Below are 25,532 nucleotides of genomic sequence, written 5' to 3' on the forward strand. Positions count from 1 at the left end.
CATGTCCGGCCCCGGACCCGGGCCAGACGGCGACGAAGGGAGGCTTACAGTTGCAGGTCGTACTCGACGATCAGCGGCGCGAACTCCGAGAAGGTGGCGTCGTAGTCGATCCAGGCGTCGGTGATATGGCGACGGAAGTTCGGCCCGACGATCTGGTAGTCCAGGCGCCAGCCCTCCTGACGGGAGCGCGGCTGATCCTGGTCCAGCGCCGGCCACCAGGTGTACTCGTCACCGTCGCGGTTGATCTCGCGGAAGGTGTCGATGAAGCCGGTGGGACCGAACACCTGGTCCATCCAGGCGCGCTCTTCGGCCTTGAAGCCGGGCGTCGTCTGGTTGTCGGCCCAGTTGGCCAGATCGATGGTCTTGTGGGCGATGTGCCAGGTGCCGCAGATGATGTACTCGCGGCGCTTGCGAGCCATCTTCGACAGGTACTCCTGGTACTGGGCCATGAACGCCTGCTTGGCGTCAGGATCGCTGCCGTCGGGCATCAGGAAGCTGGCGATCGAGAAGCGATCGTAGTCGGCCTGCAGAAAGCGTCCTTCATGGTCGCACTGGGGGAAGCCCAGGCCGTACATGATGGCCTTGGGGATCTTGCGGCAGTAGAGGCCGACCCCTGAGAAACCGTCCTGTTCGGCGTCGAGGAAGTAACCCTCGTAGCCCTCAGGATAAAGAATGCTGTCGTCCAGCTCGAAGCTTTTGGCCTTGATGTTCTGGACGCAGACAACGTCGGCGTCCTGGTTGGCGAGCCAGTCGAGAAAGCCTCGACCGACGGCCTCGCGGATGCCGTTTACATTGATGGTGGCGATTTTCATACGTGGTCCCTTTTGCGTCGCGCGTGTATGATACCCGACGTTTCGACGTTTGGGTAAATGGCCGGTCGAGAAAAACGTGATAAGGCCAGGCAATTGGACAGGAGGCCTCGTGGCTGACATGGCACCTCAACCGCCAGGCGCGGCGCGCCTTCATCCCTACCAGCGGGAGTTCATCGAGTTCGCCATCGGCGAGGGCGTGCTCAGTTTCGGTGAGTTCACCCTGAAGTCGGGGCGGGTGAGCCCGTACTTCTTCAACGCCGGCCTGTTCAAGACCGGCCGCGCCCTGGCGCGCCTCGGGCGCTTCTACGCCAAGGCCATCGAGCAAAGCGGGATCGAGGCCGACGTGCTGTTCGGTCCGGCCTACAAGGGCATTTCGCTGGCGGCGACCACCGCCGTGGCGCTGGCTGACCATCATGACCGTGATCTGCCCTTTGCGTTCAATCGCAAGGAGGCCAAGGACCACGGCGAAGGCGGCAACATCGTCGGGGCCGCGCTCGACGGTCGCATCATGATCATCGATGACGTGATCACCGCCGGTACGGCGATCCGTGAGGTGATGGGGCTGATCGACGGCGCCGGCGCCCAGGCCGCCGGGGTGGTGGTGGCGCTGGACCGCCAGGAGCGCGCCAGCGACGACACCGACAAGAGCGCCATCCAGCAGGTGCAGGCCGAGTTCGGCATCCCGGTGGTCAGCATCGTCGGCCTCGACCAGGTGCTGGCCTACCTCGAACAGAGCGGGGGAGACACCCTCAAACCCCACGCCGAGGCCATCCGCGCCTACCGCGAACGCTACGGCGTCAGCGCCTGAGTCGCTATGGCTTCCTTGCGCCGAGGTCTTCCTCCCAGGAGGGCCTCGGTGATCTCCCTGCCTCACATCGTCCTCCGCCGCGATCCTGGTGATGTCCAATGCTCGACGTGGTGCTCTATCAACCCGAGATTCCGCCGAACACCGGCAATCTGATACGCCTGTGCGCCAATACCGGATTTCGCCTGCACCTTATTGAGCCGTTAGGCTTTACCCTAGACGATAAGCGCCTCAGGCGCGCGGGGCTGGACTACCATGAGTGGGCGCGGGTCCGGGTCCACGCCGACTGGCAGACGTTCATCGACGAGGTTTCGCCCTCTCGGGTCTTCGCCGTCTCGACCCGTGGGCGGCGTGGTTACCATGAGCCCGACTATCGTTCCGGCGACGCCCTGGTATTCGGCCCCGAGACCCGAGGCCTGCCCCAGGCGATGCTCGATGCACTGCCGCCGGAGCAGCGCCTGCGCATCCCGATGCTGCCGGACAGCCGCAGCCTGAACCTGTCCAACGCCTGTGCGGTGCTGGTGTTCGAGGCCTGGCGACAACTCGATTTCGACGGCGCGGCGCGACTCGATGTCCAGCCCGGCGCCCAGGACGACGCATGAACGCACCTGTGAAGACGATCCGCGAACGCATCCGCGGCCTCAACCCGCGTCAGCGCGAGGCCGTGCACTTCATCGACGGTCCCTGCCTGGTGCTGGCCGGGGCCGGCTCCGGCAAGACCAGCGTGATCACCACCAAGATCGCCTACCTGATCCAGGAATGCGGCATGAGCGCCCGGCGCATCGCTGCGGTGACCTTTACCAACAAGGCCGCCCGCGAGATGAAGGAGCGGGTCAGCTCGATGCTGCAGGGGCGTGAAGGCCACGGCCTGACGGTCTCGACCTTCCACACGCTCGGCCTCAACATCATCCGCGGCGAGCTCAAGGCGCTGGGCTACAAGCCGGGCTTTTCACTGTTCGATCCGGAAGACGCCAAGGCGCTGCTGCGCGATCTGATGAACAAGGACGCCCAGGTCGACGCCGACCAGATCAATCAGGTCCAGGGAGTGATCTCCAACTGGAAGAACGACCTGATCCTGCCCGGCCAGGCGCTGTCCCACGCCGCCACCGAAGACGAGCAGTACGCCGCCCGGGTCTACGAGGCCTACGTTCGCCACCTCAAGGCCTACAACGCGGTGGACTTCGATGACCTGATCCTGCTGCCGGTGGTACTGCTGCGCGACGACCCCGAGGCGCTGGCCCGCTGGCGTCGCAAGATCCACTACATGCTGGTGGACGAGTATCAGGACACCAACGTCAGCCAGTACATGCTGGTCCGCATGCTGATGGCCGAGCGCCAGACCTTCACCGTGGTCGGCGACGATGACCAGTCGATCTACGCCTGGCGCGGTGCCCGGCCGGAGAACCTGGTGACCCTGGGCGAAGACTTTCCGCGGCTCAAGGTGATCAAGCTGGAGCAGAACTACCGCTCCACCGGCACCATCCTGCGCGCCGCCAACACCCTGATCGCCAACAACCCCCACGTCTACGACAAGACCCTGTGGTCGGACATGGGCCAGGGCGATCCGATCCGGGTGGTGGTCACGCGCCACGAGGAGGCAGAGACCGAGCGGGTCGCCAGCGAGATCCTGACCCGCCGGATCAAGGAGCGCGCCGAATGGCGTGACTTCGCGGTGCTCTACCGTGGCAACTTCCAGGCGCGCCTGCTGGAATTGAAGCTGCAGCACTACCAGATTCCCTACAAGCTGTCCGGCGGCACCTCGTTCTTCTCCCGGGGCGAGATCAAGGACGCCATGGCCTACCTGCGGCTGTTGATCAATCCGGCCGACGACAACGCCTTCCTGCGTATCGTCAACGTGCCGCGTCGCGAGATCGGCCCGACCACCCTGGAGAAGCTCGCCAACTACGCCACCGAGCGCGGCGTCTCGTTGTTCGCCGCCTGTCACGAGCTGGGGCTGGCCGAGCAGCTGCCGGCCCGCGCGGTGGAGCGGCTTACGCGGTTCACCCACTTTATCGATGGGGTACGCCGCCGCATGGACCAGGGCGACGCCATCGCCGCGATCCGCGAGATGATGCGCGAGATGGACTACGAGGCCTGGCTCTACCAGAACGCCAGCGCCCCCACCATCGCCGAGCGGCGCATGGCCAACGTGTGGATCCTGATCGACCAGCTCGAGAAGTCGATGCAGGCCGATCCGGAAGAGAACACCGCCAGCACCGATACCGAAACCGACGACGTGGAATCGGCGATCTCGCGCCTGGTATTGCGCGATATCCTCGAGCAACAAGCGGAAGAAGATGACTCGGATCGTGTGCAATTGCTGACCATGCACGCCTCCAAGGGCCTCGAGTTCCCCCACGTCTACCTGATGGGTCTCGAGGAAGAGCTGTTGCCTCACCGCAACTCCATCGAGGCCGGCACCGTGGAGGAGGAGCGCCGCCTGGCCTACGTTGGCATCACCCGTGCCCGGCGTACCCTGACCATGACGCTGGCGCGCCAGCGCAAGGCCTACGGCGAGTTGATGGACTGCGCCCCCAGCCGCTTCCTCGACGAGTTGCCGCCGGATGATCTGGAGTGGGAAGGACGCGCCGATCGGGAAGACCCCGAGCGCAAGCAGGAGCGGGGCAAGAGCGCCATCGCCGGGCTGCGCTCGCTGCTGGACTGAATCCATCCACAGCCGCTGGATCGCCACAGGCTGTGGATAAGCCCGATGGCATCAAGGCTTGGCACGACCCGAGTGCAGGACCAGGCCTCGCCAGCAGACCAACGCAAGCGGGGCGCCCATGGGCGCCCCGCTGCTATATCGCGTGAGTCGATTTACTGGGTCATGTAAATGACGGCCGCCTTGATCTCGTCATCGGACAGACTCGGGTTGCCACCCTTGGGCGGCATCGCGTTGAAGCCGTTGATGGCGTGGTCATAGAGGGTGTCCATGCCCTTGGCCAGGCGCGGTTCCCAGGCGGCGGCGTCACCGCGAACCGGGGCGCCGGCGACACCGGCTTCATGGCACGCCATGCAGATGCCGCCATAGACCGCTTCACCATCGATGGCCGCCACCGCCGGGTCGACCTCGGCAGAGCCTGCATCGGTTGCAGCGGCGTCGTCGCCGCCAGCCGCATCGGTGGCGGCAGCGTCCTCACCTGCTGCTTCGTTGCTGGCAGCGGCGGCGCTGTCGTCTGATGCTGTCTCTTCGGCAGGGGCCGCCTCGCTGGCGCCTGCGTCGCTTGACGGCACTTCCATCACCGGCTCGACCAGGTAGGCCACCGCCGCATGGACTTCTTCATCGGACAGGTTCGGGTTGCCGCCACGGGCCGGCATCGCATTGAAGCCGTTAAGAGCGTGATCCAGCAGGGTGTCGAAGCCCTTGGTGGTGCGTTCGGCCCAGGCCGCTTCGTCGCCGCGCTTGGGTGCGCCGGCGACGCCGGTATCGTGGCAGGCCATGCAGATGCCGCCGTAGACGGCTTCGCCATCGACGCCACCGCCCGACGCCGCGGCGTCACCGCCGCCTGACGCGGCGGCCATGGCGCTGCCACATTCCTGGCCTTCGAGGCACACAGAACCTACCGGGGCCAGGCGCTCGGCCATGGCGTCACGCTCGGCATCGTCCTGTGCCATCGCCTGGCCGGAGCCCAGGCCCAGGGTGATCAGACACCCCATGATCAGCTTGCTGGATTTCACTCTCACCACCTCTGTAACGGTCGCTTGATGGAAGTTATTGTTGGTGGCGCCGAGCACGGCCATCGTCCCTATCGCCGGGCGTCACGCTGTGCCGGCAGTATAGCGAGATCGCTCGAGACGGGAAAATGTCGCCCGTCGCCGGGAAGGTGGCGCTGCGGGGCTTGGGCATGCCCTTGGGTGGACACCGGCGGGTGCGCAAGGTAGGATATGGCTCGCCGCGTGACAGGTTCAGGCGGCACCGCGCGCCCTTAGCTCAGCTGGATAGAGCGTTGCCCTCCGGAGGCAAAGGTCAAAGGTTCGAATCCTTTAGGGCGCGCCATAGAATTCAAGGGCTTACGACGCTGTCGTAGGCCCTTTTTCATGTCTGGAGGGTAGGTCGGCAGGGGGGCATCGAGCGCTCGAATCGGGCCATTCACTGCCGTTGAATTTGCCCATTGCTGCACGAGCACATGCTTGAAAGTGCACGGTTTTCTGCCAAAGTTCGCCCTTGAGGCGAAAGCGCCTTTGCTGATCTGGATCAAGTCGGCCTTTGTTGCCGAGCGCCGTTGGCCAGGAGCGAGCGGCAGCTTCGCCCCTGGCGTGAACGTTACGCTTCTCTGGCGTGGACGTTTCTCTTCTCTGGCGTGGACGTTACCGGGCGCTCGCTGGACGCTTACTCGACCGGGCCGCTATCCAGCTCGCTGAACACGACCTGGGCGTAGTCGCCGTGTTGCTGGTCGGTTTCCCACACCCCGGTACCCAGGCAGGCGCCAGATTCCGGCTTGGTGTTGCACTGGTTATAGGAACCCGCCTTGAAGTACATCCAGTCACCGGCGTATCCCTGCGGATGGTCGGCCTCGTCGACCTCACCGTCGGGACCGACGTTGTCGGCCAGGTTCTGCTCGAAGGTGCGGGTGGGGTGGCCGTCTGACGCGAAGGTCAGGTGCATGACGTCGTCCTTGACCTCGACCCGATAGCGGAAGCTCTCGCCCAGGGCGATGCCCGCCTCGCCCGGATCCTCGCTGCCGCTCCAGTCGTTGCCCCACACCGCGTGGCTGATATCGATGCGCTCGGGGTCATCCTTCTCGAGGTTGCGTTCGTAGTTCCAGAACACCGAGCCGGTCTCGTGGTCGGGAAACTTCTTGTAGTAGATCTTCAGCGGTTCGTTGCCGTGGCCGAAGCCATTGTCCTGGGCCAGCACCGCTTCGTCCTTGCCGGCGTGGATCTGGCCGATGACCACCGAATAGGCCGCTGCCCGGTCGGGCTTGTCGGTGCGCTCGGCGACGTGATCGACCCGCTGCGTAGCATCGAGGTAGCCGCCGATCTGGGCGTAGCGGTCAGCCTCGGGGTGAGAGGCGAGGGCAAAGTTCTGCTCAGGTGCCTTGGGGCCGAAGGCGTCGTCGGCGCCGGCCAGCATCTGGCGCAGTTCGGTGCGTGCATTGCTGGAATTGGGGGTGGTGAAGGCGCTGTTGGGGGTCACGAAGACCAGATTATTGTTGTCGTTCAGATAGTAGTAGTCCGGATGTTGATAGGACTGAAGCTCGCCGACCGATATCTCGTCGACGTCGTCGTCGCCGTCGGCGTCCATGGGCAGGGTCAACTTCCAGGTCGTGAGGTCGAAGACTTGCGCCGGAGGCGTACCCTCGTCGGCGGCCATGGAGGATACACCGAAGGAGGAGACGGCCAGGGCCGACAGCGCGACGATCAGGGGCTTGCGAAGGGGGTGTCGAAGGGACTGGTAAAGGGGCTGGCAAAGGGAATGGCGGTGGGAGAGAAAACGGCTGAGATGGTCGTGTTCGAGCACGGCGTTGTTCCTTGTTGTGCTGGGGTGGCATCAGCAAGGCTAGAATTGCGTTTCAATATTGTCAAAGATGATTCATCAAAAATAAAACGAGGTTTTGTTTGTGTGGGTTCCATGCCTGATAAAAAAAGCCGCCCGGAAGGGCGGCAAGGCGGGGAACCTGTAGGGCCTATGCGTGGCAGTCGACAAGGGTGGCCTGGGGTGAGCCGATAAGCGGCCCGTCTTCCGACGTGGCGTGAAGGGCCGTTGGCACATCGACCTTGAAGCGGCCCACCAGCGAGGCCATGTCGCGAGCCCGCTTGTCGAGGGACTCGCTGGCGGTGGCAACGCGTTCGACCAGGCCGGTGTTGCGCTGGGTGACGTCCTCGAGTTGCGCCAGTGCCTGAGTGATCTGTTCGATACCCAGCGACTGCTCGGTCGCCGCGGTGGAAATCTCCGACACCAGGGTCGCCGTCTGCTGGGCATGCTCGGAGATGGTGACCAGCGCCTCGCTGGTGGAGGTCACCAGGCGCTCGCCCTTGTCGACCCGCTGCGTACTGGTGGTGATCAACCGGCGGATCAGGGTGGCTTCCTCTGCGCAGCGGCTGGCGAGTTTCTGCACCTCCGAGGCCACCACCGAAAACCCTCGACCCTGGTCGCCGGCGCGCGCCGCCTCCACCGAAGCGTTCAGGGCCAGAATATTGGTCTGGAAGGCGATGTCGTCGATGGCCTCGACGATCCTGGTGACTTCCTGGTTGGCGTCGCGAATCTGTTCCATGGCCGTTCGGGTCTGGGCGGCGTTCTGGCTCAGGTCGTTGGCGCGGCAGGCGACTTCACGGGTCATTTCCTGCGCCTGGCGAGCGGAATCAGAGGTCTGCTTCACGGTGGCGGTGATCTGCTCCATGCTGGAAGCGGTCTGGATCAGTGAGGCCGCCTGCTGCTCCGTCCTGCTCGCCAGGTCCTGGTTGCCCCGGGTGATTTCTCCACTGACCGCCTCGACGGCGCTGGCGCTCTTCTTCAGGTTGACCACCAGGCTGGCAATATTGCTCAGCGAGTCGTTGAAAGCGCGGTAAAGCTGCGACAGCTCGTCCTTGCCGGGTACCGCCAGTCGCTTGGTCAGGTCATCCTTCTGCTCGCTGATGTCCATCAGGGCAATCTTTAGAGGACGCACCACGCTGCGGGCGGTGATGATCGAAAAGGCAAGGGTGACGAGCAAGACGGCAAGCATGACCAGGGCGTGCTTGAGCAGGTAGCTGAAGGACGCTTTCTGCAAGTCGTCAATACGTGCCAGAAGGTACTGCTCTGCCGACCGGGAGATCTGCTGAATGCCATCGATATACTCGGTCTGGGCCTCGAACCACTCCTGGTGATCGATACCGAAGCCGCCGCTTGAGGCCTTTTCGAGGACCACGCTGCGCATGGCATTCAAACGCTCGCCAAGTGCGCTGTCGGTCAGCGTCTTGAGCTCCTCCTGAACCCTCGGTGATGAAAGCTCGAAGAAGTTCTTCTTGTGCACATCGGACTTCACGATCAACGAAAGCAGCTTCCTGAACATTACTGGCGATATCGCGTCGGCGCTGAAAGATGCCGCCAGTACCGCCCGTTCTATGCCGGCCAGCTCCTTGATGTTCAAAAGGTCGTAATAGGCCGTCAGCTGACGGGCGACTTCTCCCTGATCGACGCCAAAGGTCAGCTTGGCGACGATATCGATCAGCGCCTCGTTGATGTTGGTATAAGCGTCCGTCGATGCTTCGGCAGAGATGTCGAGACCATCGACCTTGCGCCGTAGGTCATCCTTCTCCTCAAGCAGATGCTTCGCCAGATCGACCTGTGCTTCGATTCGAGGGTCGTGACGGGAAAAATCGATGTCAGCGATGTAGCGGTCAAATGATTCGGCCTGGGTATTGGTCGCCTCACGTTGCACCGGTAGCTCTGTATGATAGTTGCGGCCCTGACTGCTGAGAAAGGCGGCCGTCATCCCCCGTTCGCGCTGAAGTTCGTGCACCAGATTGGCCGAATGACGCCCGAGAATCGCCACCTCTTGAAGATTGTCCATTCGGGTGACGACCGCCTGGCGTTCCAGCACCGTGGAGAGCGTCATCCAGAGGATGGAAAGCAGCGGCAAGAAAAGCACCAGGAAGAACTTTCTTCCCATGGTCAGGCGATCAAGGAGTGATGTCATTGGCAGAGGGCTCATGCTGGGAGGGGCCAACCGGCAGTCATGGCATGAGCGAAGTCATATCCTGGCTTGCTCATCGCTCGGACTGCCTCCGGTTAGCAGCGATGCCAGGGTTATCGACCCATGAAAGCGTCAAGTTGAGAGGAATATGCTAAAGCGCTTCGCACCAATGATCTGGGTCATGAGAGCAGCCGGTTCTCGGCCCTGATGCTCAGGTTTAACCCAGATATTCACTGGATGATGGAGGTTTAACGAGAATGGCCGCCCCGGAGGGCGGCCTGTCTTTTTGCCCGAACCTCAGAGCTCTAGTCCTGAAGGCGAGTCGGGGGGATGTTTTCGGTCAAGCAGGGTGGTCAGGGAAGGATGCGTTCGGATGGCGGGCATGGGCGCGATGGCTGCGACCGACGAGGGTCACGCCGATATACAGAGCCGACGACACCACGCAGCCGGTCAGCGGACCGATCAACCAGCCCACATCGGCGAACAGCATCATGTAGCCGCTGGTGAAGAAGCCGCCGAGCATGGCCGCCAGCGCCCCCCAGGCCGAGCCCTGCCAGAAGGTCGAGATGAACACCGGTCCGATCAGGCTGGCGAGCAGGGTGCCGGTGCCAAGGATGCCGAGCCAGGACAGCATGAAGGGCGGTGCGTAGAGCATCATCAGCAGCGCCAGCACCCCGAGCACCAGCACCGCGGCCCGGTTCAGGCCCAGGACGCGCCGTGCCGAAGGCTGGCGTTCGGCAAAGATCGCCAGGCGCAGGTCGTGGGAGACGCTGGAGGCCACGGTGTGCAAAAGGGAGTTGGCGGTGGACTTCATGGCGAAGATGATGAACAAGGTGATGACGCCCTGGATCGCCGGATGCATGAACTGCTCGAGATAGACCGGCATGGCGCTGTCGGGGTCCGCCAGGCCCGGCAGCTTGACCCTGACGTAGAGCCCGACCAGCGGAATCAGACTGAGCAGGCCGCCGAGCACCGCGACGTAGATGCCGACCTTGTGCAGCTTGACCTCGGGCTTGAAGGCCAGGAAGCGGATCGCCATGAACGGCAGCACCGCCGCGAACAGAAAGGCGTAGGGCAGGACCAGGAAGACGTTGCCTCTGGAGGCGCCGTAGTGGGCCCCGTTGGTCGGGTTCAACAGCTCCGGGTCGATGGCGTTCAAGCCGCTTTCCCACTCGTTCACGTCAATGGTGGTCAGCATCTGGATGACGATGATGACCGCCGCCAGGGCCATGCCCCAGACCATGATGGTGTCGGTCCAGGCCACTGCGGCCAGCCCCCCGAGCATGGTGTAGAGGATGATCACCCCGACCATCAGCATGGCGCTCTGGTCGAGCTCGATGCCCAGCCAGCTGGCACCCAGAAGCCCCACCGCCTTGATCTGACTGGTCAGGAAGACCAGCAGCAGCACCACGGTGATGATCGCCGATACCGCCTGCAGCACTCGCCCCATGGCGCCGCCGCCGTGGGACTGGCCGATGTACTCGGGGATGGTGTTGCTGCCCATCTCGATCGCCTTGCGCTGCATGAAGCGGGCGAAGTAGAGCACCGCGATGACCATCGCCGGTGCAAAGAAGAAGTTGCCCAGCACCTCGATGGCACCAAACTGGTAGGTGACCCCGGGCGAGCCCATGAAGCCCCAGCCGCTGAATCCGGTGGCAACGATGGTACCGGCACCGACGAAGGCCCCCAGCGAGCGCCCGGCGACCAGGAAGCCGGCGGCGTCATCCTTGTGCATGCGCCGCGAGGACAGGTAGCCCAGATAGAGCATCAGGCCGAAGGTCATCAGCAGAAGCGCCCAATTGAACAGGGTAAAGGAGTCCATGTGCGTCACCTCGGTTGGCGGGCCTTGAGTTCTCGACGCAGGTAGGCTGCACCGGTGTGAATCAGCATGTAGAGCGTTAGAATGGCAAAGGTGGTCAATACCCAGGAGTTCATGAGGAAGCCTCTATTGTTTGTTGTTGGACGTCGACAATCGGCAGTCGTCGAGAGGTAGCGTCGATCTCCATCGACAGATTCAAGGTATTTTCTTGCCGCTGATGCGACCAATAAGAACGACAAATCGATGCATGATCTATGCCAATGAGGCCCCAGGTTGAAGACGATACCGAGTGAGTTATTGCGTACCTTCGTGACCATCAATGAGCTGGGAGGCTTTACCGCGGCAGGAGAGCGCCTGGGGCGTTCCCAGCCCGCCATCAGCCTGCAGATGAAGAAGCTCGAGGAGATGCTGGGTACTCGCCTGTTTCTGCGCGGAAGTCAGCTGGAAATGACCCAGGATGGTGACTATCTCTACCAGGAAGCCAGGGCCATGCTGGCGATCAATGATCGGCTGGTGGAGAAGCTTTGCGGAGGGGGCGTCAGTGGCAAGGTAAGGCTAGGTATTCCCAACGATTTCGAGCTGGCATTTGTGCCGCGAGTGCTGAGGAATCTGGCGCGGGTCTACCCCAATATCGAGGTCGAGGTCGACTGTGAAATCAGCAAGGTCATACTCCAGCGTTTTCACCGGCACCACTACGATATCGCCCTGGTGATGGAGCCGGAAAGGGTCGACGATGATCGCGATGCTCGGGATATCCGGGTAGATGACCTGGTCTGGGTGGTCGGCGACACGGCATTGCTGGAGGGTGAAGCGCCGCTGCCTCTGGTCACCTATCCCCTGGGGTGCCTGTACCGCTCGGCGGCGGAAGCGGCGTTGAGGGCCAGGGCGATGCCCTATCGGGTGAGCTACGCCAGTACCAGTCTGCTCGGAATCTTCACCGCGGTGGAGGAGGGCCTGGGCGTGACCGCCCTGGCGCGCAGCGTCAGCCCCGACCACTTGCACTGCGTGGATGGGGCGGACCGGCTGCCCGAGCTTGGACGCGTCACCTTCGGCCTGCACTACCAGACCGGCGAGCTGTCCGTGGCGGCGCACCACGTGCTGGACTACCTCAGGGCCGGGCTCGCCGACATGGGGGGCGAGCGGCCCCCCATGTCACGTCCCGGCCGGTGATCGCCGGATCGGTTCAACCCACGATGTTATGCGCCGGCCCGTAGGGGAAGCCGGTGATATTGTCGACACCGTCTTCCTTGACCACCAGGATGTCGTGCTCGCGGTAGCCACCGGCGCCGGGCTGGCCTTCGGGAATCATCAGCATGGGCTCCATCGACACCACCATGTTGGGCTCCAGTACGGTGTCGATGTCCTCGCGCAGTTCGAGACCCGCCTCGCGGCCATAGTAGTGGCTCAGGGTGCCGAAGGAGTGCCCGTAGCCAAAGGTGCGGTACTTGAGGACGTCGTGTCTGGCGAAGATCTCGTTGAGCTCGTGGGCGATGTCGCTGCAGCGGGCGCCGGGGCGAATCAGCTGCTGTCCGCGCTCGTGGACCTCGCAGTTGATCTCCCACAGCCGCAGATGGGCATCGCTTGCGTGCTCGCAGAACAGGGTGCGCTCCAGCGCCGTGTAGTAGCCCGAGATCATTGGGAAGGTGTTGAGGCTCAGGATGTCGCCGGGACGCACGCGACGGCTGGTGACCGGATTGTGGGCGCCGTCGGTGTTGATGCCGGACTGGAACCACACCCAGGTGTCCATCAGCTCGCTCTGCGGGTAGGTCTTGGCGATCTCGCGCACCATGGCGCTCTGGCCGGCCAGCGCCACTTCGTACTCGGGCACCCCGGCGGCGATGGCGTCGCGTACCGCGACACCGCCCACGTCGGCGATACGCGCCCCCTGACGGATCAGCGCGATCTCTTCGGCGGACTTGATCATGCGCATCTGCATGGTGGGTACGCCGATGTCGACCAGCTCTACCTCGCCAAGGGCGCTTTCCAGCTTGTCGCGGTTGGCCAGGGTCAGATGGTCGAACTCCACCCCGATGCGTCGTTTGCCTTCGCATAGCCGCATGATGGCCTTGAAGAAGTTGTCCTTCTGCCAGTCGGTGTAGACGATGTTGTCGCCCAGACGGTTTCGCCGATACGGTTGGCCGCCGTCGATGTTGGCGCTGACGGTAGTAAAGCCTTCCTGGGTCACCACCAGTCCATAGTCGCGGCCGAAGCGACAATAGACGAAGTCACTGAAGTAATTGATGTTGTGATAGGAGGTCAGGACCACGGCATCGACCTGCTGCTCGGCCATGTGCTGGCGTAGACGGGCCAGGCGGCCCTGCATCTCGGTGTCGCTGAAGGTGGGGGTGACCTTTTCACCGTTGGGGATCTCGATCAGAGAGGGCAGTTGCATAGGGGCTCCTTGTAATTCTTGGCCGACAGGGCGGTGGTTCTCATCCTGCGCTGGCGCCAGCCTCGACGCTGACCACCACGCTGGATCGACTATCGCCGTGGAGCCGTCAACGGCGCCAATCACAACCGCAAATGCCCCCATTTGCGCCAAAAAAATGGTTCTTGAACAGTGCGTTAAAGGAGTGTCTGGAAGCGCTTGTGGTTGCCGCCCCAGGCCTGTCGAAGGGCCACCCTGACCACTGTCCAATGGCTTTGCATAAATCAGGCTTATGCAAAGCATAAAATCTTGAAAATTGTCTAATACGCCTACCTGGCCGAGTCTCAAGTGACGCCTGTCTTGCCGTTAACAAAGCGGTGGCGGGCCCAGATCACAATCACAACGACTCAACGGGTACCCCCATGACCTCCAGGATGCTCCCCCTGCTGGCGCTTGGCGCCTTCGCCGGTCTTTCCACCTCGGCCCAGGCCCTCGACATCAAGCTCGGCCATGTGCTGGCCCCGACCCATAGCTGGCATATCGCCGCCGAAGGCTTCGCCGACGAAGTGCGCGAGGCCACCGAGGGTCGCGTCAACTTCCAGGTCTTCCCCAGCGGCCAGCTCGGCAACGAAAAGACCATGGTCGAAGGCATGCAGATCGGCAGCGTGCCCGCCGGGGTGATCGGCTGCGGCTCCTTCCAACCGCTGGACGCCCGCTTCGGCATCGTCGAGCTGCCCTACTCCTGGGCGGACCGCCAAGACGCCTACGCCGCCTACGACGGTGAGCTGGGCGAGGCGCTGGAAGCCATCGCTTCCGACTACAACATGAAGATCCTGTCCTGGTGGGAGAACGGCTTCCGCCACGTCACCAACAACCAGGGCCCGGTCGAGACCCCCGAGGACCTGGCCGGCCTGAAGATCCGGGTAACCCCAGACAAGATGCGCCTGGATACCTTCACCGCGCTTGGCGCGAGTCCGGCCCCGCTGTCCTTCGGCGAGCTCTACTCGGCGCTGCAGCAGGGGGTGTTCGACGCCCAGGAAAACCCGCTGTCGATCATCCATTCCTCGTCCTTCTTCGAGGTCCAGGACTACGTTTCGCTGACCGGACACGTATGGGCACCGGCCTGCCTGACCGTCGCCAACAACGTCTGGCAGCGCCTGTCCGAGGACGACCAGGCGGCGGTCCAGCAGTTGGCCGACGCCTGGCGTGACGAACAGCGCCGCATGACCCAGGAGGACGACTCGCGCCTGGTGGCCGAGCTCGAGGCCGAAGGCATGAGCGTCAACGAGGTCGATACCGCGCCGTTCAATGCCGCCGTCCAGGGCGTCTGGGCCGACTACGAAGACGTCTTCGGCAGCGACCTGATGGCGCTGGTGAAGCGCTACCGCGAAGGGCAGTGAGCGCGATGACCGTGCACGGCCTGCTGCACCCCGTGGCGCGTCTCGTCTCGCGCCTGTGCCTGGCGCTGGCCGGCATCGGCGCCGCCCTGCTGGCGGCGCTGGTCGCCTACTCGGTGTTCATGCGCTGGGTGGTGGGGGCGCCGCCCCACTGGGCCGAAGAGCTGCCCCAGCTGGTGCTGGTGTGGACCGCGCTGCTGGCCGGCGTGGCCTGCACCTACAAGCGCAGCCACCTCAGCGCCGGACTGATGCCGCTGCTGGTGAGTTCCCCCGCCGTTCGCAGAGGGATCACCCGGGCCACCGACCTGCTGCTGCTGGTGATGCTGCTGTTGCTGGCCAAGGCCGGCTGGGACCTGGCCTGGCTGACCATGAGCCAGACCACCACGGCGCTGCAGCTACCTGCGGGGCTGGTGTATCTGTCGGTGCCGGTGTGCTGCGCCGGCATGGCGCTGGCGCAGTGTGACCATCTGCTGGCGCGCCAGCCGCTGCCACAGGAGGGCGACGCATGACCCTTGGTGCCTTGACCCTGGTGGGCGTCTTCGCCCTGGCGATCCTGATCGACATTCCCATCGCCTTCGGCCTGATCCTGGCGGTGCTGTCCTATCTGCTGATGTTCGGCGCGGCGCCGATGATGGTCTCTGCCCAGCAGTTCGTGGCGGGCATGGAGAGCTTCACCCTGCTGGCCATTCCGCTGTTCGTGATGGCCGCCCAGTTGATGAATCACGCCGGACTGACCCAGCGTCTGGTGCGTCTGTGCATGGCGCTGGTGGGCGACATCCGCGGCGGCCTGGCGGTGGTCGCGGTGCTGGCCTGCATGATGTTCGGGGCACTGTCAGGCTCCGGCGTGGCCGACGTCATCGCCATCGGCAGCATGCTGCTGCCGGCGATGCAGCGCAGCGGCTATCACCGCGGCTTCAGCAGCGCCCTGGTGGGCACCGCCAGCTCCATCGGCACGGTGATCCCGCCGAGCATCGTGATGATCGTCTACGGCACCACCTCCAACACCTCGGTGGGCAAGCTGTTCATGGGCGGCGTGATCCCCGGCCTGCTGCTGACCCTGGCGCTGGTGGGGGTGGCCATCTATGTGTCACGCCGCAACGGCTGGTCCGGTGGTACCCGGCCCGAGCCCGGCGAGCGCAAGCGTGCCTTTATCGCTGCCCTGCCGGCGCTGCTGGTGCCGGTGCTGATCATCGGAGGCATTCGCTTCGGCGTCTTCACCCCCACCGAAGCCGCCGCCTCGGCCATCGTCTATGCGCTGATCGTCGGCACCCTGGTCTATCGCAGCCTGAGCCTTCGGGACATCGTCGACAGCGTCATCGCCACCGCGGAGACCTCCGGCGCCATCCTGGTCATCATCGGTGCCGCCGGCATGTTCGCCTGGGGCCTGACCTACGAACAGGTGCCCCAGGCCATCGCCACACTGATCGGCGAGATCACCGACAGCCGCTATGGCGTACTGCTGCTGCTGACCGTGGTGTTGCTGGTGCTCGGCTCCTTCATGGAAAGCATCGCCATCATCATCATCGTCACCCCCATCGTCATGCCGCTGCTGGTGCAGTACGGCATCGACCCGGTGCACTTCGGGGTGCTGCTGACGGTGAACCTGGCGATCGGCGCCAATACGCCGCCGCTGGGGGTCGACCTGATGGCCGCCTGCCGCATCGCCGGAATCAGCGTGATGGAGTCGTTGCGCTACCTGGGACTGATGCTCGGGGCGATGATCGCGGTACTGCTGCTGATCACCTTCGTGCCCGACATCGTGCTGTTCCTGCCGAACCTGATGGAGTGACCCATGGCGTCCTTGATTCCGACTCCTTTGTCCCTGACCCAGTGTCGCAGCTGGCTGTTCGTGCCGGGGCATGACCCGGCACGCCTGGATCAGGCGCTGGATAGCGGCGCCGAGGCCATCATCGTCGACCTGGAGGAGTTCACCCCGGCCGCCGATCGCCGCCAGGCCTGCGACGACTTTGTCGCCTTCGCCGAGCGCTGCCGGCAGCACCAGCGGCTGCCCATGGCGCGCATCAACCCGCTGACCCAGGGCGGCAAGGGCGAGCTGGCGGCGCTGATGCGGGCACGACCAGCGGCCATCTTCCTGCCCCAGGTCGAGTCCTCCATGGACATCGTGCTGCTGGCCCTGGCACTGGCCCGCGAAGAGCGTCGCGTCGGCCTCGAACAGGGCTGTACCGCGCTGATACCGACGCTGGAGAGCGCCGTCGGTGTGGGCGCCGCAGCGGAGATCCTCAAGGCAAGCCCAAGGGTGAGCGCGGCGCTTCTCGGCAGTGGCGATCTGTCGCGTGATCTGGGCGTTGCCGCCGACGCCGAGCCAGGCGAGCGGGCCAGCGTCCTGGCGCCCTGGCGCCAGCGCTTCGTCGACGCCTGCGCCAAGGCCGAGTGTCTGGCCATCGACGGCCCCTGGACTTACCGAGAGGGCTTCGAGCAAGACCTCGAGTGGGCCATGGCGCGGGGCTTTCGTGCCCGCTGCGTGGTGCTGCCCGAACAGATCGCCCCGCTGCACCGCGCCCTGACAGACGCCTGAACCGTCTTTACCAACAACGATATCGAGAACCCTGACATGAGCCTGCCAGCCTCCACGCTTTCGCCAACCACGTCCCTTGCGCGCCGCAATGGCGGCCAGATCCTGATGGACCAGCTGCGCGCCCACGGCGCCCGCCGGGTCTTCCTGGTGCCGGGGGAAAGCTACCTGCCCTGCATCGACGCCCTCAACGAGCATCGGGGCGCCATCGAGCCCATCGTCTGTCGTCAGGAAAGCGGCGCCGCCTACATGGCCGAGGCCTACGGTAAGCTGACCAACGAGCCGGGCATCTGCTTCGTGACCCGTGGCCCGGGGGCCACCAACGCCTCCATCGGGGTGCATACCGCCTTTCAGGACTCGACCCCGATGATCCTGTTCATCGGCCAGGTAGGGAACGACTTCGTCGAGCGCGAGGCCTTCCAGGAGATCGACTACCGTCGCATGTTCGGCCCCATGGCCAAGTGGGTCGCCCAGATCGATGCCACCGATCGTATCCCCGAGTACATCGCCCGGGCCTATCGCGTCGCCACCAGCGGGCGTCCCGGTCCGGTGGTGCTGGCGTTGCCGGAAGACACCTTGTGGGGCGAGGCCGAGGTGGCCGACGCCCAGCCCATGGCCAAGCTGCATTCCCACCCCGGCGCGGCTCAGCTCGAGGCGCTCAAGGCGCGTCTGGCCGAGGCCGAGCGGCCCTTCCTGCTGATCGGTGGCAGCGGCTGGACGGCACAGGCTCAGGCCCAGATGGCGGCCTTCGCCGAGCGTTTCGATCTGCCGGTGGGGGTGGCCTGGCGCCGGCTCGAGTGCTTCGACCAGCGCGATCCGCGCTTTGTCGGCCACGTCGGCTTCGCCATGGACGACGCCCTGCGCGAGCGGCTTGAGCACAGCGACCTGCTGATCGCCGTCGGCACCCGCATGGGCGAGGCCACCAGCGAAGGCTACTCGTGGATCCAGTCGCCGACCCCGCGCCAGACGCTGGTGCACGTCTACCCGGATCCCGAAGAGCTGGGCCGGGTCTATCATGCCGAGCTTGCCATCAACGCCGACGTGGTGGGCTTCGCCGCCGCCCTGGACGGGCTGGCGCCGGACACCTCACCGCGCTGGGCCGACCAGACCCGCGCCGCGCGCGCCGACTACCTGGCGACGCTTGAGCCCCAGCCGGCCCCGGGGCCGCTGAGTCTCGACAAGGTCGCCGCCAGCGTCGATCGTCGCCTGGATGGCCAGGGCTGCATCAGCGTGGGGGCCGGCAACTATGCGCTGTACGCCCACCGTTACGTGCGCTTCGCCGGGCTTGGCAGCTCGCTGGCGCCGACGGTGGGCTCCATGGGCTACGGCCTGCCGGCGGCGATCTCGTTCAAGCTCGAGCACCCCGACCGCCCGGCGGTGTGCTTCGCCGGTGACGGCTGCTTCCAGATGAACCTGCAGGAGTTGGGGGTGGCGCTGCAGTACGATGTCGGCCTGGTGATCCTTCTGTTCAACAACGGCATGTGGGGTACCATCCGTGCCCACCAGGAAAACGACTTCCCCGGCCGCGAGATCGCCCTGACCTTCACCAACCCGGCCTTCACCACCCTGGTCGAGTCCTACGGCGGCCTGGGCGAGATCGTCGAGCGGGACGAGGACTTCGACGCCGCCTTCGAGCGCGCCCTGGCCTTCGCCGAGCGCGAACGCCGTCCGGCGCTGATCGAACTGCGCTACGAGGCCGACGGCATCGCCCCGGGCAAGCGGCTGAGTGCCATCCGCGAGGCTGCCCTGGCGCGTTGAACAGGCTGCCCTATGGCGTATCGTCAAAAGCGAGGGGTGCCAGGGCGGCGTCGGCCACGTCGATACCGGTGGTCAGGCGGTGCTCCATGGGCACCTTGGCCATGCTGGTGAGGAAGAACTCGATAAAGGTTGTCTCCGCCACGCTGGCGCGGCCTTCGCGGTGCCACATCAGGTGCAGGTCGATGTCGGCCACGCCGTCGTAGGGCGGCAGCGGCCACAGTTCGCCGTCCGCCACCTGCCGGGCCACCAGGTGCTCCGGCAGGCAGCCGATGCCCCAGCCCGCCATGACCATGCGCTGGATCTCCTGCAGACGACTGGACTGCCCCACCACCGGGCCCTTGAGGCCGTGCTGGGCGCGGAACACCGCCAGCGGCGACAGCACCCCGTCGAGCTGCTCGCTGCCAAAGGACACGTAGGCCTCCTGCTTGAGTTCTTCCATGGGCAGGCTGTCGCGGCCGAACAGGCGGTGGCTGCGCCCGCAGTACAGCCGATAGCGCTGGCGCGCCAGCACCTGGCTGTCGAGGTTGTCCGGGCAGCTCTGTGCCAGGCAGATACCCAGCGCGCTCTGGCGCTGTGACAGGGCGTGCTGCACCTCCTGGCTCGACATGTCCTCGATCTCGAAGGTGATCTGCGGATAGCGACGATGGAAGGCCGCCAGCACGCTGTCGAGAAAGCGACACTGGATACCGGTGATAAAGGCCAGCGAGACGTGGCCGGCCACCTCCGGGTCCGATTCCCCCACCGAGGCCGCCAGGCGTGCCACATTGGCGTAGATATCCACCGCCTCGCGGTACACCAGCTGACCCGCCTGGGTCACCCGAAAGCGATGGCTGTCGCGCTCGATCAGCTTCTGGCCCAGCCGTTCTTCCAGCCGTTTCAGCGACAGGCTCACCGCCGGCTGAGACAGGTACAGGCGCACCGCCGCCTTGCTCACGCTCTCTTCCTGCACGATGACGATAAAGGTTCGCAGCAGGTTCCAGTCCAGGGTGTCGTGAATCGGCCGCATCACCGGCTCCTTTCATTTCTGTCAGCAAGAGGCGCTCGTGGGGACGATCTGTCCTCGCCGAAGGCGCCCTGATGTTGGCCTGTGTATGGTTGGCCAAGCTGTTGTCAGAGAATACACCGTCGGCCGTTGCCGGGCATGGGTTACCTCCTGCCAGCTCCGGCCTGGTCGAGGGTAACCGGCCAGGCGAGTCGATCCCTTCTTGCTGGAAAGAGTTGTTCTTCTGCTGGAAGGTGGCCGATAGGGTGTCGAAATTGTCGCCTGTGGCAATAACGACGATGGAGCTGGGCGGGCGTCTATACGAAAGAGAGTGTTTTGTATAGGTCGTTGTATTATATAGTTTATCAGGCGTTATTGGGGTTTTGTCTCATCATGCTTGGCGTAAAATACTTCGAGATAATAGCCCTTTAATACGAGATTTTTCACAAGATAGTGCTCTTTATTTTTCTGGTTTTTATATTTTCATTTTGTTGTATAAATTCTGTAAATTCTACATATTAAAAATCGAAAAACTCGATCGGTGCCTTTCCATTGACCCCGGTGTGTCGGCCTGACTAGATTGAAGTGGTATCGAAGATCCTTCTGCCGGACGCATCCCGCCTCGGCCACGGATGATAACAACCATAAACGCGAGGAAGACCATGAATCGCTCCCTGTCCCGACTCTCCCGCTCCATCCTGACCGTGTCCGCGCTGTCGCTGTCTGCCCTGTCACTGTCGGCGCTGTCACCCGATGCCCAGGCCACCGATCTGCGCATGCTGTCGAGCTACGACCTGACCTCGGCCTACACCCGCGAAGTCGCCCAGCGCTACATCGACAAGGTCCAGGGCGCCAGCGACGGCGAGGTCTCCATCAGCCTCAATGGCCCCGACGTGGTGCCGCCGTTCGAACAGCTGCAGCCGGTCTCGGTAGGGGTGTTCGACCTGCTCTACACCCACGGCGCCTACCACACCAACACCACCGGTGTCGGCGCGGCCATGGACGGGGTCTTCGTCGATCCTGCCAAGACCCGCGAGTCCGGCCTGTGGGACTTCATCGACAGCCACTACAACGAGCTCGGCCTGAAGCTGCTGGCGATTCCGCCGCTCGGCTCCAGCGGTTTCCAGTACGTGCTCAAGGAGCCCATCGAAGGCTCGCCGGGCCTCGAGGGACGTCGTCTGCGCGGCAGCCCCACCTACACCAACGTGACCCAGGGCCTGGGTGGCACGCCGGTGCTGATGTCCAGCGGCGACGTCTACTCCTCACTGGATCGTAACGTCATCGACGGCGCTGCCTGGGGCCTCAACGGCGTCGAGGATCTTGGCTGGCACGAGGTGGCGGGCTACTTCTCCAAGCCCACCTTCGGCCAGACCTACACCTACCTGCTGATGAACCTCGACACCTTCAATGGCCTCGACGAGCAGCAGCAGTCGGTGCTGCTGGCCCAGGGCGAGGCGCTGGAAAGCGAGATCGCCGGGGTGCTCGACGAACTGGCGGTCGAGGAATGGGCGCGCCTGCGGGAGCTCGGCATGCACGAAACCGAGTTCGCCCCGGAAGACGCCGAGCGTCTCGACGAGCTGGTGACCGAAGGCATCTGGCAGCTCGGCCTCGACAAGTCGCCGGAGGCGGTGGCCAAGATGCGCGAGATCGCCGAAAGCAACGACATGACCCCCTGATCGGATCGCTCCCATGCTGGCTACCATTGCCCGTTGGCACGATGGCCTCACGCGATTCGGCTTCTACCTCGGCGGTGCCACCCTGTGTGGCATCGTCGTGTGTTTCTGGATCGAAGTGGTGGCCCGCTACTTCTTCAACGCCCCGACCCTGTGGTCGAGCTCCATCGTCGCCTACTGTCTGTGCCTGTCGGCCAGCCTGGCCATGCCGGAACTCGCCCGGACCCGTGGGCACATCGCCATCAGCGTGCTGCAGGACAGCCTGCCCGCCGCCCGTCGACAGGGCTTCGAGCGCTTCACCTCGCTGCTGACCGCGGCGGTGTGTGCGCTGGCAGCCTGGATGCTGATCAGCGAGAGCCTTCGCCAGTTGGCCAGCGGCACCACCACCGCTATGGGGCTCGATATCCCCAAGGTGTGGGTGTCGAGCTTTATCGGCTACGGCTTTTCCAATACCGCGCTGCACTTTCTGCGGCGCGCGCTGCTGCCCGCCACCGTCGAGTGGCCCAGCGACAGTCCACGGCAGGAGGCGTAGACGATGGAGTGGTATGTCACCCTGGGCCTGGCCGTCGCCCTGCTGATGGGGCTGTTCGCCCTCGGCGTGCCGGTGTTCGTGGCCTTTCTGGCGATCAACGTGGCCGGCACCTTCTGGCTGATGGGCAGCGCCGGCTTCGGCCTGTTCGCCAACAGCGTCTATGACACCGTCACCTCGGAGACGCTGACCACCATCGCGCTGTTCGTGCTGATGGGCGAGCTGCTGTTCCGCTCGGGCTCCATCGACGTCATCTTCGACTCCCTCGACACCCTGATGGGACGCATCAAGGGCCGCTTGTACTTCTTCGTGGTGGCCCTGTCGACGCTGTTCGGCGCGCTGTCCGGCTCGGCCCTGGCGGTGACCGCCATGCTCAGCCGTTCGGCGCTACCGACGATGCAGCAGCGTGGCTACGACGACCGCCTGTCGATCGGCCTGATCCTCGGCGGCGCCGGCCTTGCACCGATCATCCCGCCGAGCCTTCTGGTGATCATCATCGGCTCCATGGTCGACGTCTCCATCGCTCGCCTTTTGATCGCAGGCATCATTCCGGGCATGCTCCTGGCCGGGTTGTTCGTGACCTACGTGGTGGTGCGCATGATGCTGGACCCGTCGCGGGCACCGGCGGTGGACGACTCGGGCGGCGGCAACTGGCGCCAGCGCGGTCGGGCGCTGGCCAACATGGCGCCGTTCTCGATCATCATCTTCTCGGTGCTGGGGCTGATGATGCTGGGGGTGGCGACGCCGTCTGAGTCCGCCGCCACCGGCGTGCTCGGGGCCATTCTGGTGGCCTTCTACTACCGCAAGTTCAGCCTCAAGATGGCCGGACAGGCGCTGCTGTCGTCGCTGTCGATCAGCGCCATGATCATCACCATCCTGGCTTGCTCCAAGCTGTTCAGTCAGCTTCTGTCCTTTACCGGGGCCACCTCCGGGCTGGTGGCCGCCGCCACCGCCATGGACCTGGACACCGGCCTGATGCTGCTGCTGTTGATGCTGATCCCGCTTATCGCCTGCATGTTCATCGACCAGATCGCCTTCATGATGGTGGTCATCCCGATCTACGCCCCGCTGGTCAAGGCCTACGGGTTCGACCCGGTGTGGTTCTGGACGCTGTTTCTGATCAACCTGGCGGTGGGCAGCCTGACCCCGCCGTTCGGCTACAACCTGTTCGCGGTCAAGGGCGGGGCACCCTCGGTGTCGATGCCGACCATCTACGCCGCCGCCTGGCCGATCGTGCTGTGCTTCCTGTTCGGCATGCTGATGCTGTACTGGGTGCCGGGACTGATCACCTGGCTGCCGAGCCTGATATAAGGAAAAACGCTGTGTACACCATCGCCGACCTGCCCGCCCCGCTGGACCCCGCCCGCCATCAGCGCCTGCTCGAGTGCGAGACCGCCACCATCGGTCACTTCCGCGAAGAGGGCTTTATCGACCCCGAGATCCGCTGCCAGCTCGACGAGGTGCGGGTGGCCGGGGTTGCCGTGACCCTGTCGCTGCCGCCGGGAGATGGCACCCTGCTCAACCACGCCATGCGCCTGTTACGTCCCGGCGATGTACTGGTGATCGATCGCCAGGGCGATCGTCGTCACGCCTGCTGGGGCGGGGTGCTGACCGAGGTCGGCTCGCGCCTGGGACTGGCCGGGGTGATCATCGACGGCACCGCCACTGACCTGGCTACCCTGCGCGCAAAGCGCTTCCCGGTGTGGAGCCGCGGCGTCTCGTCGCTGACCACCAAGCTCGCCGACCAGGGCGGTGCCATGAACCTGCCGGTCAGCGTCGGTGGAGTGGTGGTATCCGCCGGCGACGTGGTGCTGGCCGACGAGAATGGCGTGGTGGTACTGCCGCCGTCGGAGGTCGACGCGGTGATCGACCACACCCTGGAACTGCAGCGCCAGGAAGAACGCATCCTCGAGCGACTCGCCCAGGGCGAGTGCCTTCCGGACATCAGCGGAGCAAGTGCCATGGTCGAAAACCGGCTGACACCGTCGAACTGAAGTTGCAACAGTGACCAACGATCAGGCCGCTCCCCACGGGGAGCGGCCTGATCGTTTTTGGGCGCTTGGGAAATGCTATCGCGGGCGAGGCGACATCAGGGTGCGTCGGCTGCATCGATGGCGTCGAGCATGCTCGCCAGCAGGGCTTCGCCTTCACTGCCGTAGCGCTCGCTGATCACCTCGCGCACCGCTGGCTGGGCCTTGTCGATAAAGGCCTGACGGGCCTCGGGGGTGATGGCGTTGACTTCCATGCCGTCGGCCAGCTTCGGCAGGCCGTTGTCGGAGGCCTCGATGATCCGCGACATCGAGCGGCCGGCGTCCACCGCCACATCGGCGGCCCAGTCGATGACCTTCTGCTGCTCGGGGTCGAGCCCGTTGTAGAAGTCCTCGTTGATCAGCCAGATGTAGGGCGTGATCAGGTGGTTGCTGACGGTCAGGTAGGACTGCACCTCGTCGAAGTTGGCGAAGGACGTCTGCTGGATCGGGTTCATCTGGCCGTCGGCCACACCGGTCTGCAGCGCGGTATACACCTCGGACCAGGCCAGTGGCGTGGCCTCGGCCCCCAGGGCATTGATCATCGCTTCGTGGGTGGGCAGCGTCATGGTGCGAATGCGCAGTCCGTCCATGTCGTCGGTGGTCTCGATCGGACGCTGGGAGTTGGTGAACTGGAAGAAGCCGCCGCTGTCGAGCAGCCCCAGCACCTTGAGGCCGTCGGTCTCGGCTTCGAGGTCCTCGGCCAGGGCCTTGCCGAAGTCGCTGTCCAGGTCGATGACCTCGGTGGCCACCGCGATGTTGGGGAAGGCGAAGGGAATATCGAAGATGCCGATACGCGGATAGTGTTCCGCGACGCCACCGGCGGAAGAAATGGTGGACTGCACGATGCCCTGGCCGACCTGATTGATGACGTTGGCATCCTCGCCCAGCTGCCCGGCGGGGAAGATCTCGATCTGAATCTCGCCGTTGGTGGCGGTCTCCACCAGCTGCTTGAACACGGCGGTCATCGCGCCGGAGTTGCTGGCGGTGGGGTCCGGCGGATTGAGGTGGGCGATGCGCATGGTGGTCGCGGCCTGGGTCGAGGCGCTGGCGACCAGGGCGGCGGCGAGAGCGGCGCCCACCAGGGCAGTACGCGGGGCGACGGGGAGGGGCAGTCGAGACATGGTTCACTCCTTGCGTTGTTGTTGGCGCCCGCCGAGCGAGCCAGGCGCCTTGGGTGTTGCACTGCGTCGAGGACAAGCGGCGCCTGGCG

The 25,532-nt window shown here is 64.5% G+C and carries 21 protein-coding genes and 1 tRNA gene; 14 read left to right on the forward strand and 8 right to left on the reverse strand.

The features are described 5' to 3' along the window. Window positions 1-44: 44 nt before the first annotated feature. A complete protein-coding gene (locus C6W88_RS07435) occupies window positions 45-812 on the reverse strand; it encodes an exodeoxyribonuclease III (RefSeq protein ID WP_045992107.1) in 768 nt (255 codons plus the stop codon). 118 nt (window positions 813-930) lie between these two features. Here C6W88_RS07435 and pyrE point away from each other — a divergent pair, with 118 nt between their 5' ends. From pyrE to rep, 3 genes are all read left to right on the forward strand, one after another. Continuing rightward, a complete protein-coding gene (gene pyrE / locus C6W88_RS07440; RefSeq protein ID WP_045992106.1) occupies window positions 931-1,620 on the forward strand; it encodes an orotate phosphoribosyltransferase in 690 nt (229 codons plus the stop codon). Window positions 1,621-1,718: 98 nt separating this feature from the next. Further along, window positions 1,719-2,219: a tRNA (uridine(34)/cytosine(34)/5-carboxymethylaminomethyluridine(34)-2'-O)-methyltransferase TrmL gene (gene trmL, locus C6W88_RS07445; RefSeq protein WP_108131999.1), complete on the forward strand. Its 501-nt coding sequence runs from the start codon at window positions 1,719-1,721 to the stop codon at window positions 2,217-2,219. Beyond that, window positions 2,216-4,282 carry a DNA helicase Rep gene (gene rep / locus C6W88_RS07450; protein WP_108132000.1) on the forward strand — a complete coding sequence of 689 codons (2,067 nt, stop codon included), beginning with the start codon at window positions 2,216-2,218 and terminating at the stop codon, window positions 4,280-4,282. The genes trmL and rep overlap by 4 nt, the downstream gene beginning before the upstream one ends. 152 nt (window positions 4,283-4,434) lie before the next feature. Here rep and C6W88_RS07455 read toward each other — a convergent pair whose 3' ends face one another. Beyond that, complete coding sequence (locus tag C6W88_RS07455) at window positions 4,435-5,295, reverse strand: c-type cytochrome (RefSeq protein WP_231498572.1); 861 nt, start codon at window positions 5,293-5,295, stop codon at window positions 4,435-4,437. A gap of 242 nt (window positions 5,296-5,537) precedes the next feature. On the opposite strand from C6W88_RS07455, the gene C6W88_RS07460 reads away from it, so the two are divergent. Next, window positions 5,538-5,614, forward strand: a tRNA-Arg gene (locus tag C6W88_RS07460). A 333-nt stretch (window positions 5,615-5,947) separates the two neighbouring features. Here the strand turns inward: C6W88_RS07460 and C6W88_RS07465 are convergent. From C6W88_RS07465 to C6W88_RS07475, 3 genes are all read right to left on the reverse strand, one after another. Beyond that, entirely contained in the window at window positions 5,948-7,078 is a 1,131-nt protein-coding gene (locus C6W88_RS07465) for a polysaccharide lyase family 7 protein (protein WP_197037085.1), read from the reverse strand. A 166-nt stretch (window positions 7,079-7,244) separates the two neighbouring features. Next, window positions 7,245-9,236 (reverse strand): methyl-accepting chemotaxis protein, encoded by a 1,992-nt coding sequence (locus C6W88_RS07470; RefSeq protein ID WP_181248615.1) that lies wholly within the window; start codon window positions 9,234-9,236, stop codon window positions 7,245-7,247. 337 nt (window positions 9,237-9,573) lie between these two features. After that, window positions 9,574-11,055 (reverse strand): sodium:solute symporter family protein, encoded by a 1,482-nt coding sequence (locus C6W88_RS07475; protein WP_108132002.1) that lies wholly within the window; start codon window positions 11,053-11,055, stop codon window positions 9,574-9,576. 270 nt (window positions 11,056-11,325) lie between these two features. On the opposite strand from C6W88_RS07475, the gene C6W88_RS07480 reads away from it, so the two are divergent. Then, a complete protein-coding gene (locus C6W88_RS07480; RefSeq protein WP_108132003.1) occupies window positions 11,326-12,222 on the forward strand; it encodes a LysR family transcriptional regulator in 897 nt (298 codons plus the stop codon). A 13-nt stretch (window positions 12,223-12,235) separates the two neighbouring features. Here C6W88_RS07480 and C6W88_RS07485 read toward each other — a convergent pair whose 3' ends face one another. Beyond that, entirely contained in the window at window positions 12,236-13,444 is a 1,209-nt protein-coding gene (locus C6W88_RS07485; protein ID WP_108132004.1) for a M24 family metallopeptidase, read from the reverse strand. Between the two features lie 398 nt (window positions 13,445-13,842). On the opposite strand from C6W88_RS07485, the gene C6W88_RS07490 reads away from it, so the two are divergent. Genes C6W88_RS07490 through C6W88_RS07510 form a run of 5 tightly spaced genes read left to right on the forward strand, consistent with a single transcriptional unit; the run spans window position 13,843 to window position 19,108 of the window. Beyond that, on the forward strand, window positions 13,843-14,820 hold the full coding sequence (locus C6W88_RS07490; RefSeq protein WP_108132005.1) for a TRAP transporter substrate-binding protein: 978 nt from the start codon (window positions 13,843-13,845) through the stop codon (window positions 14,818-14,820). A 5-nt stretch (window positions 14,821-14,825) separates the two neighbouring features. Beyond that, a complete protein-coding gene (locus C6W88_RS07495; protein WP_231498587.1) occupies window positions 14,826-15,326 on the forward strand; it encodes a TRAP transporter small permease in 501 nt (166 codons plus the stop codon). After that, window positions 15,323-16,606, forward strand: coding sequence for a TRAP transporter large permease (locus tag C6W88_RS07500; protein ID WP_108132006.1), 1,284 nt, complete (start codon window positions 15,323-15,325; stop codon window positions 16,604-16,606). Before C6W88_RS07495 ends, C6W88_RS07500 begins: the two co-directional genes overlap by 4 nt. A gap of 3 nt (window positions 16,607-16,609) precedes the next feature. Continuing rightward, window positions 16,610-17,353 (forward strand): HpcH/HpaI aldolase/citrate lyase family protein, encoded by a 744-nt coding sequence (locus tag C6W88_RS07505; protein WP_108132007.1) that lies wholly within the window; start codon window positions 16,610-16,612, stop codon window positions 17,351-17,353. A 36-nt stretch (window positions 17,354-17,389) separates the two neighbouring features. Continuing rightward, window positions 17,390-19,108: a thiamine pyrophosphate-binding protein gene (locus tag C6W88_RS07510; RefSeq protein WP_108132008.1), complete on the forward strand. Its 1,719-nt coding sequence runs from the start codon at window positions 17,390-17,392 to the stop codon at window positions 19,106-19,108. A 10-nt stretch (window positions 19,109-19,118) separates the two neighbouring features. On the opposite strand, the gene C6W88_RS07515 is transcribed toward C6W88_RS07510, so the two are convergent. Continuing rightward, window positions 19,119-20,114: a LysR family transcriptional regulator gene (locus tag C6W88_RS07515; RefSeq protein WP_108132009.1), complete on the reverse strand. Its 996-nt coding sequence runs from the start codon at window positions 20,112-20,114 to the stop codon at window positions 19,119-19,121. A 638-nt stretch (window positions 20,115-20,752) separates the two neighbouring features. On the opposite strand from C6W88_RS07515, the gene dctP reads away from it, so the two are divergent. The 4 genes from dctP to C6W88_RS07535 are packed head-to-tail and all read left to right on the forward strand — an operon-like array spanning window position 20,753 to window position 24,286. Further along, window positions 20,753-21,766 (forward strand): TRAP transporter substrate-binding protein DctP, encoded by a 1,014-nt coding sequence (gene dctP, locus C6W88_RS07520; protein ID WP_162816416.1) that lies wholly within the window; start codon window positions 20,753-20,755, stop codon window positions 21,764-21,766. A gap of 13 nt (window positions 21,767-21,779) precedes the next feature. Next, the gene (locus C6W88_RS07525; RefSeq protein ID WP_108132011.1) at window positions 21,780-22,295 is read left to right on the forward strand and encodes a TRAP transporter small permease; all 516 of its coding nucleotides are present in this window, start codon (window positions 21,780-21,782) and stop codon (window positions 22,293-22,295) included. Between the two features lie 3 nt (window positions 22,296-22,298). After that, window positions 22,299-23,603 (forward strand): TRAP transporter large permease, encoded by a 1,305-nt coding sequence (locus tag C6W88_RS07530; RefSeq protein WP_108132012.1) that lies wholly within the window; start codon window positions 22,299-22,301, stop codon window positions 23,601-23,603. Between the two features lie 11 nt (window positions 23,604-23,614). Then, complete coding sequence (locus C6W88_RS07535) at window positions 23,615-24,286, forward strand: RraA family protein (protein ID WP_108132013.1); 672 nt, start codon at window positions 23,615-23,617, stop codon at window positions 24,284-24,286. Between the two features lie 95 nt (window positions 24,287-24,381). Here C6W88_RS07535 and C6W88_RS07540 read toward each other — a convergent pair whose 3' ends face one another. After that, window positions 24,382-25,443 carry a TRAP transporter substrate-binding protein gene (locus C6W88_RS07540; protein WP_108132014.1) on the reverse strand — a complete coding sequence of 354 codons (1,062 nt, stop codon included), beginning with the start codon at window positions 25,441-25,443 and terminating at the stop codon, window positions 24,382-24,384. Window positions 25,444-25,532 lie beyond the last annotated feature (89 nt).

Origin of the sequence: Halomonas litopenaei (assembly GCF_003045775.1) — a bacterium.
In the GTDB taxonomy this organism is placed as follows: Bacteria; Pseudomonadota; Gammaproteobacteria; order Pseudomonadales; family Halomonadaceae; genus Halomonas; species Halomonas litopenaei.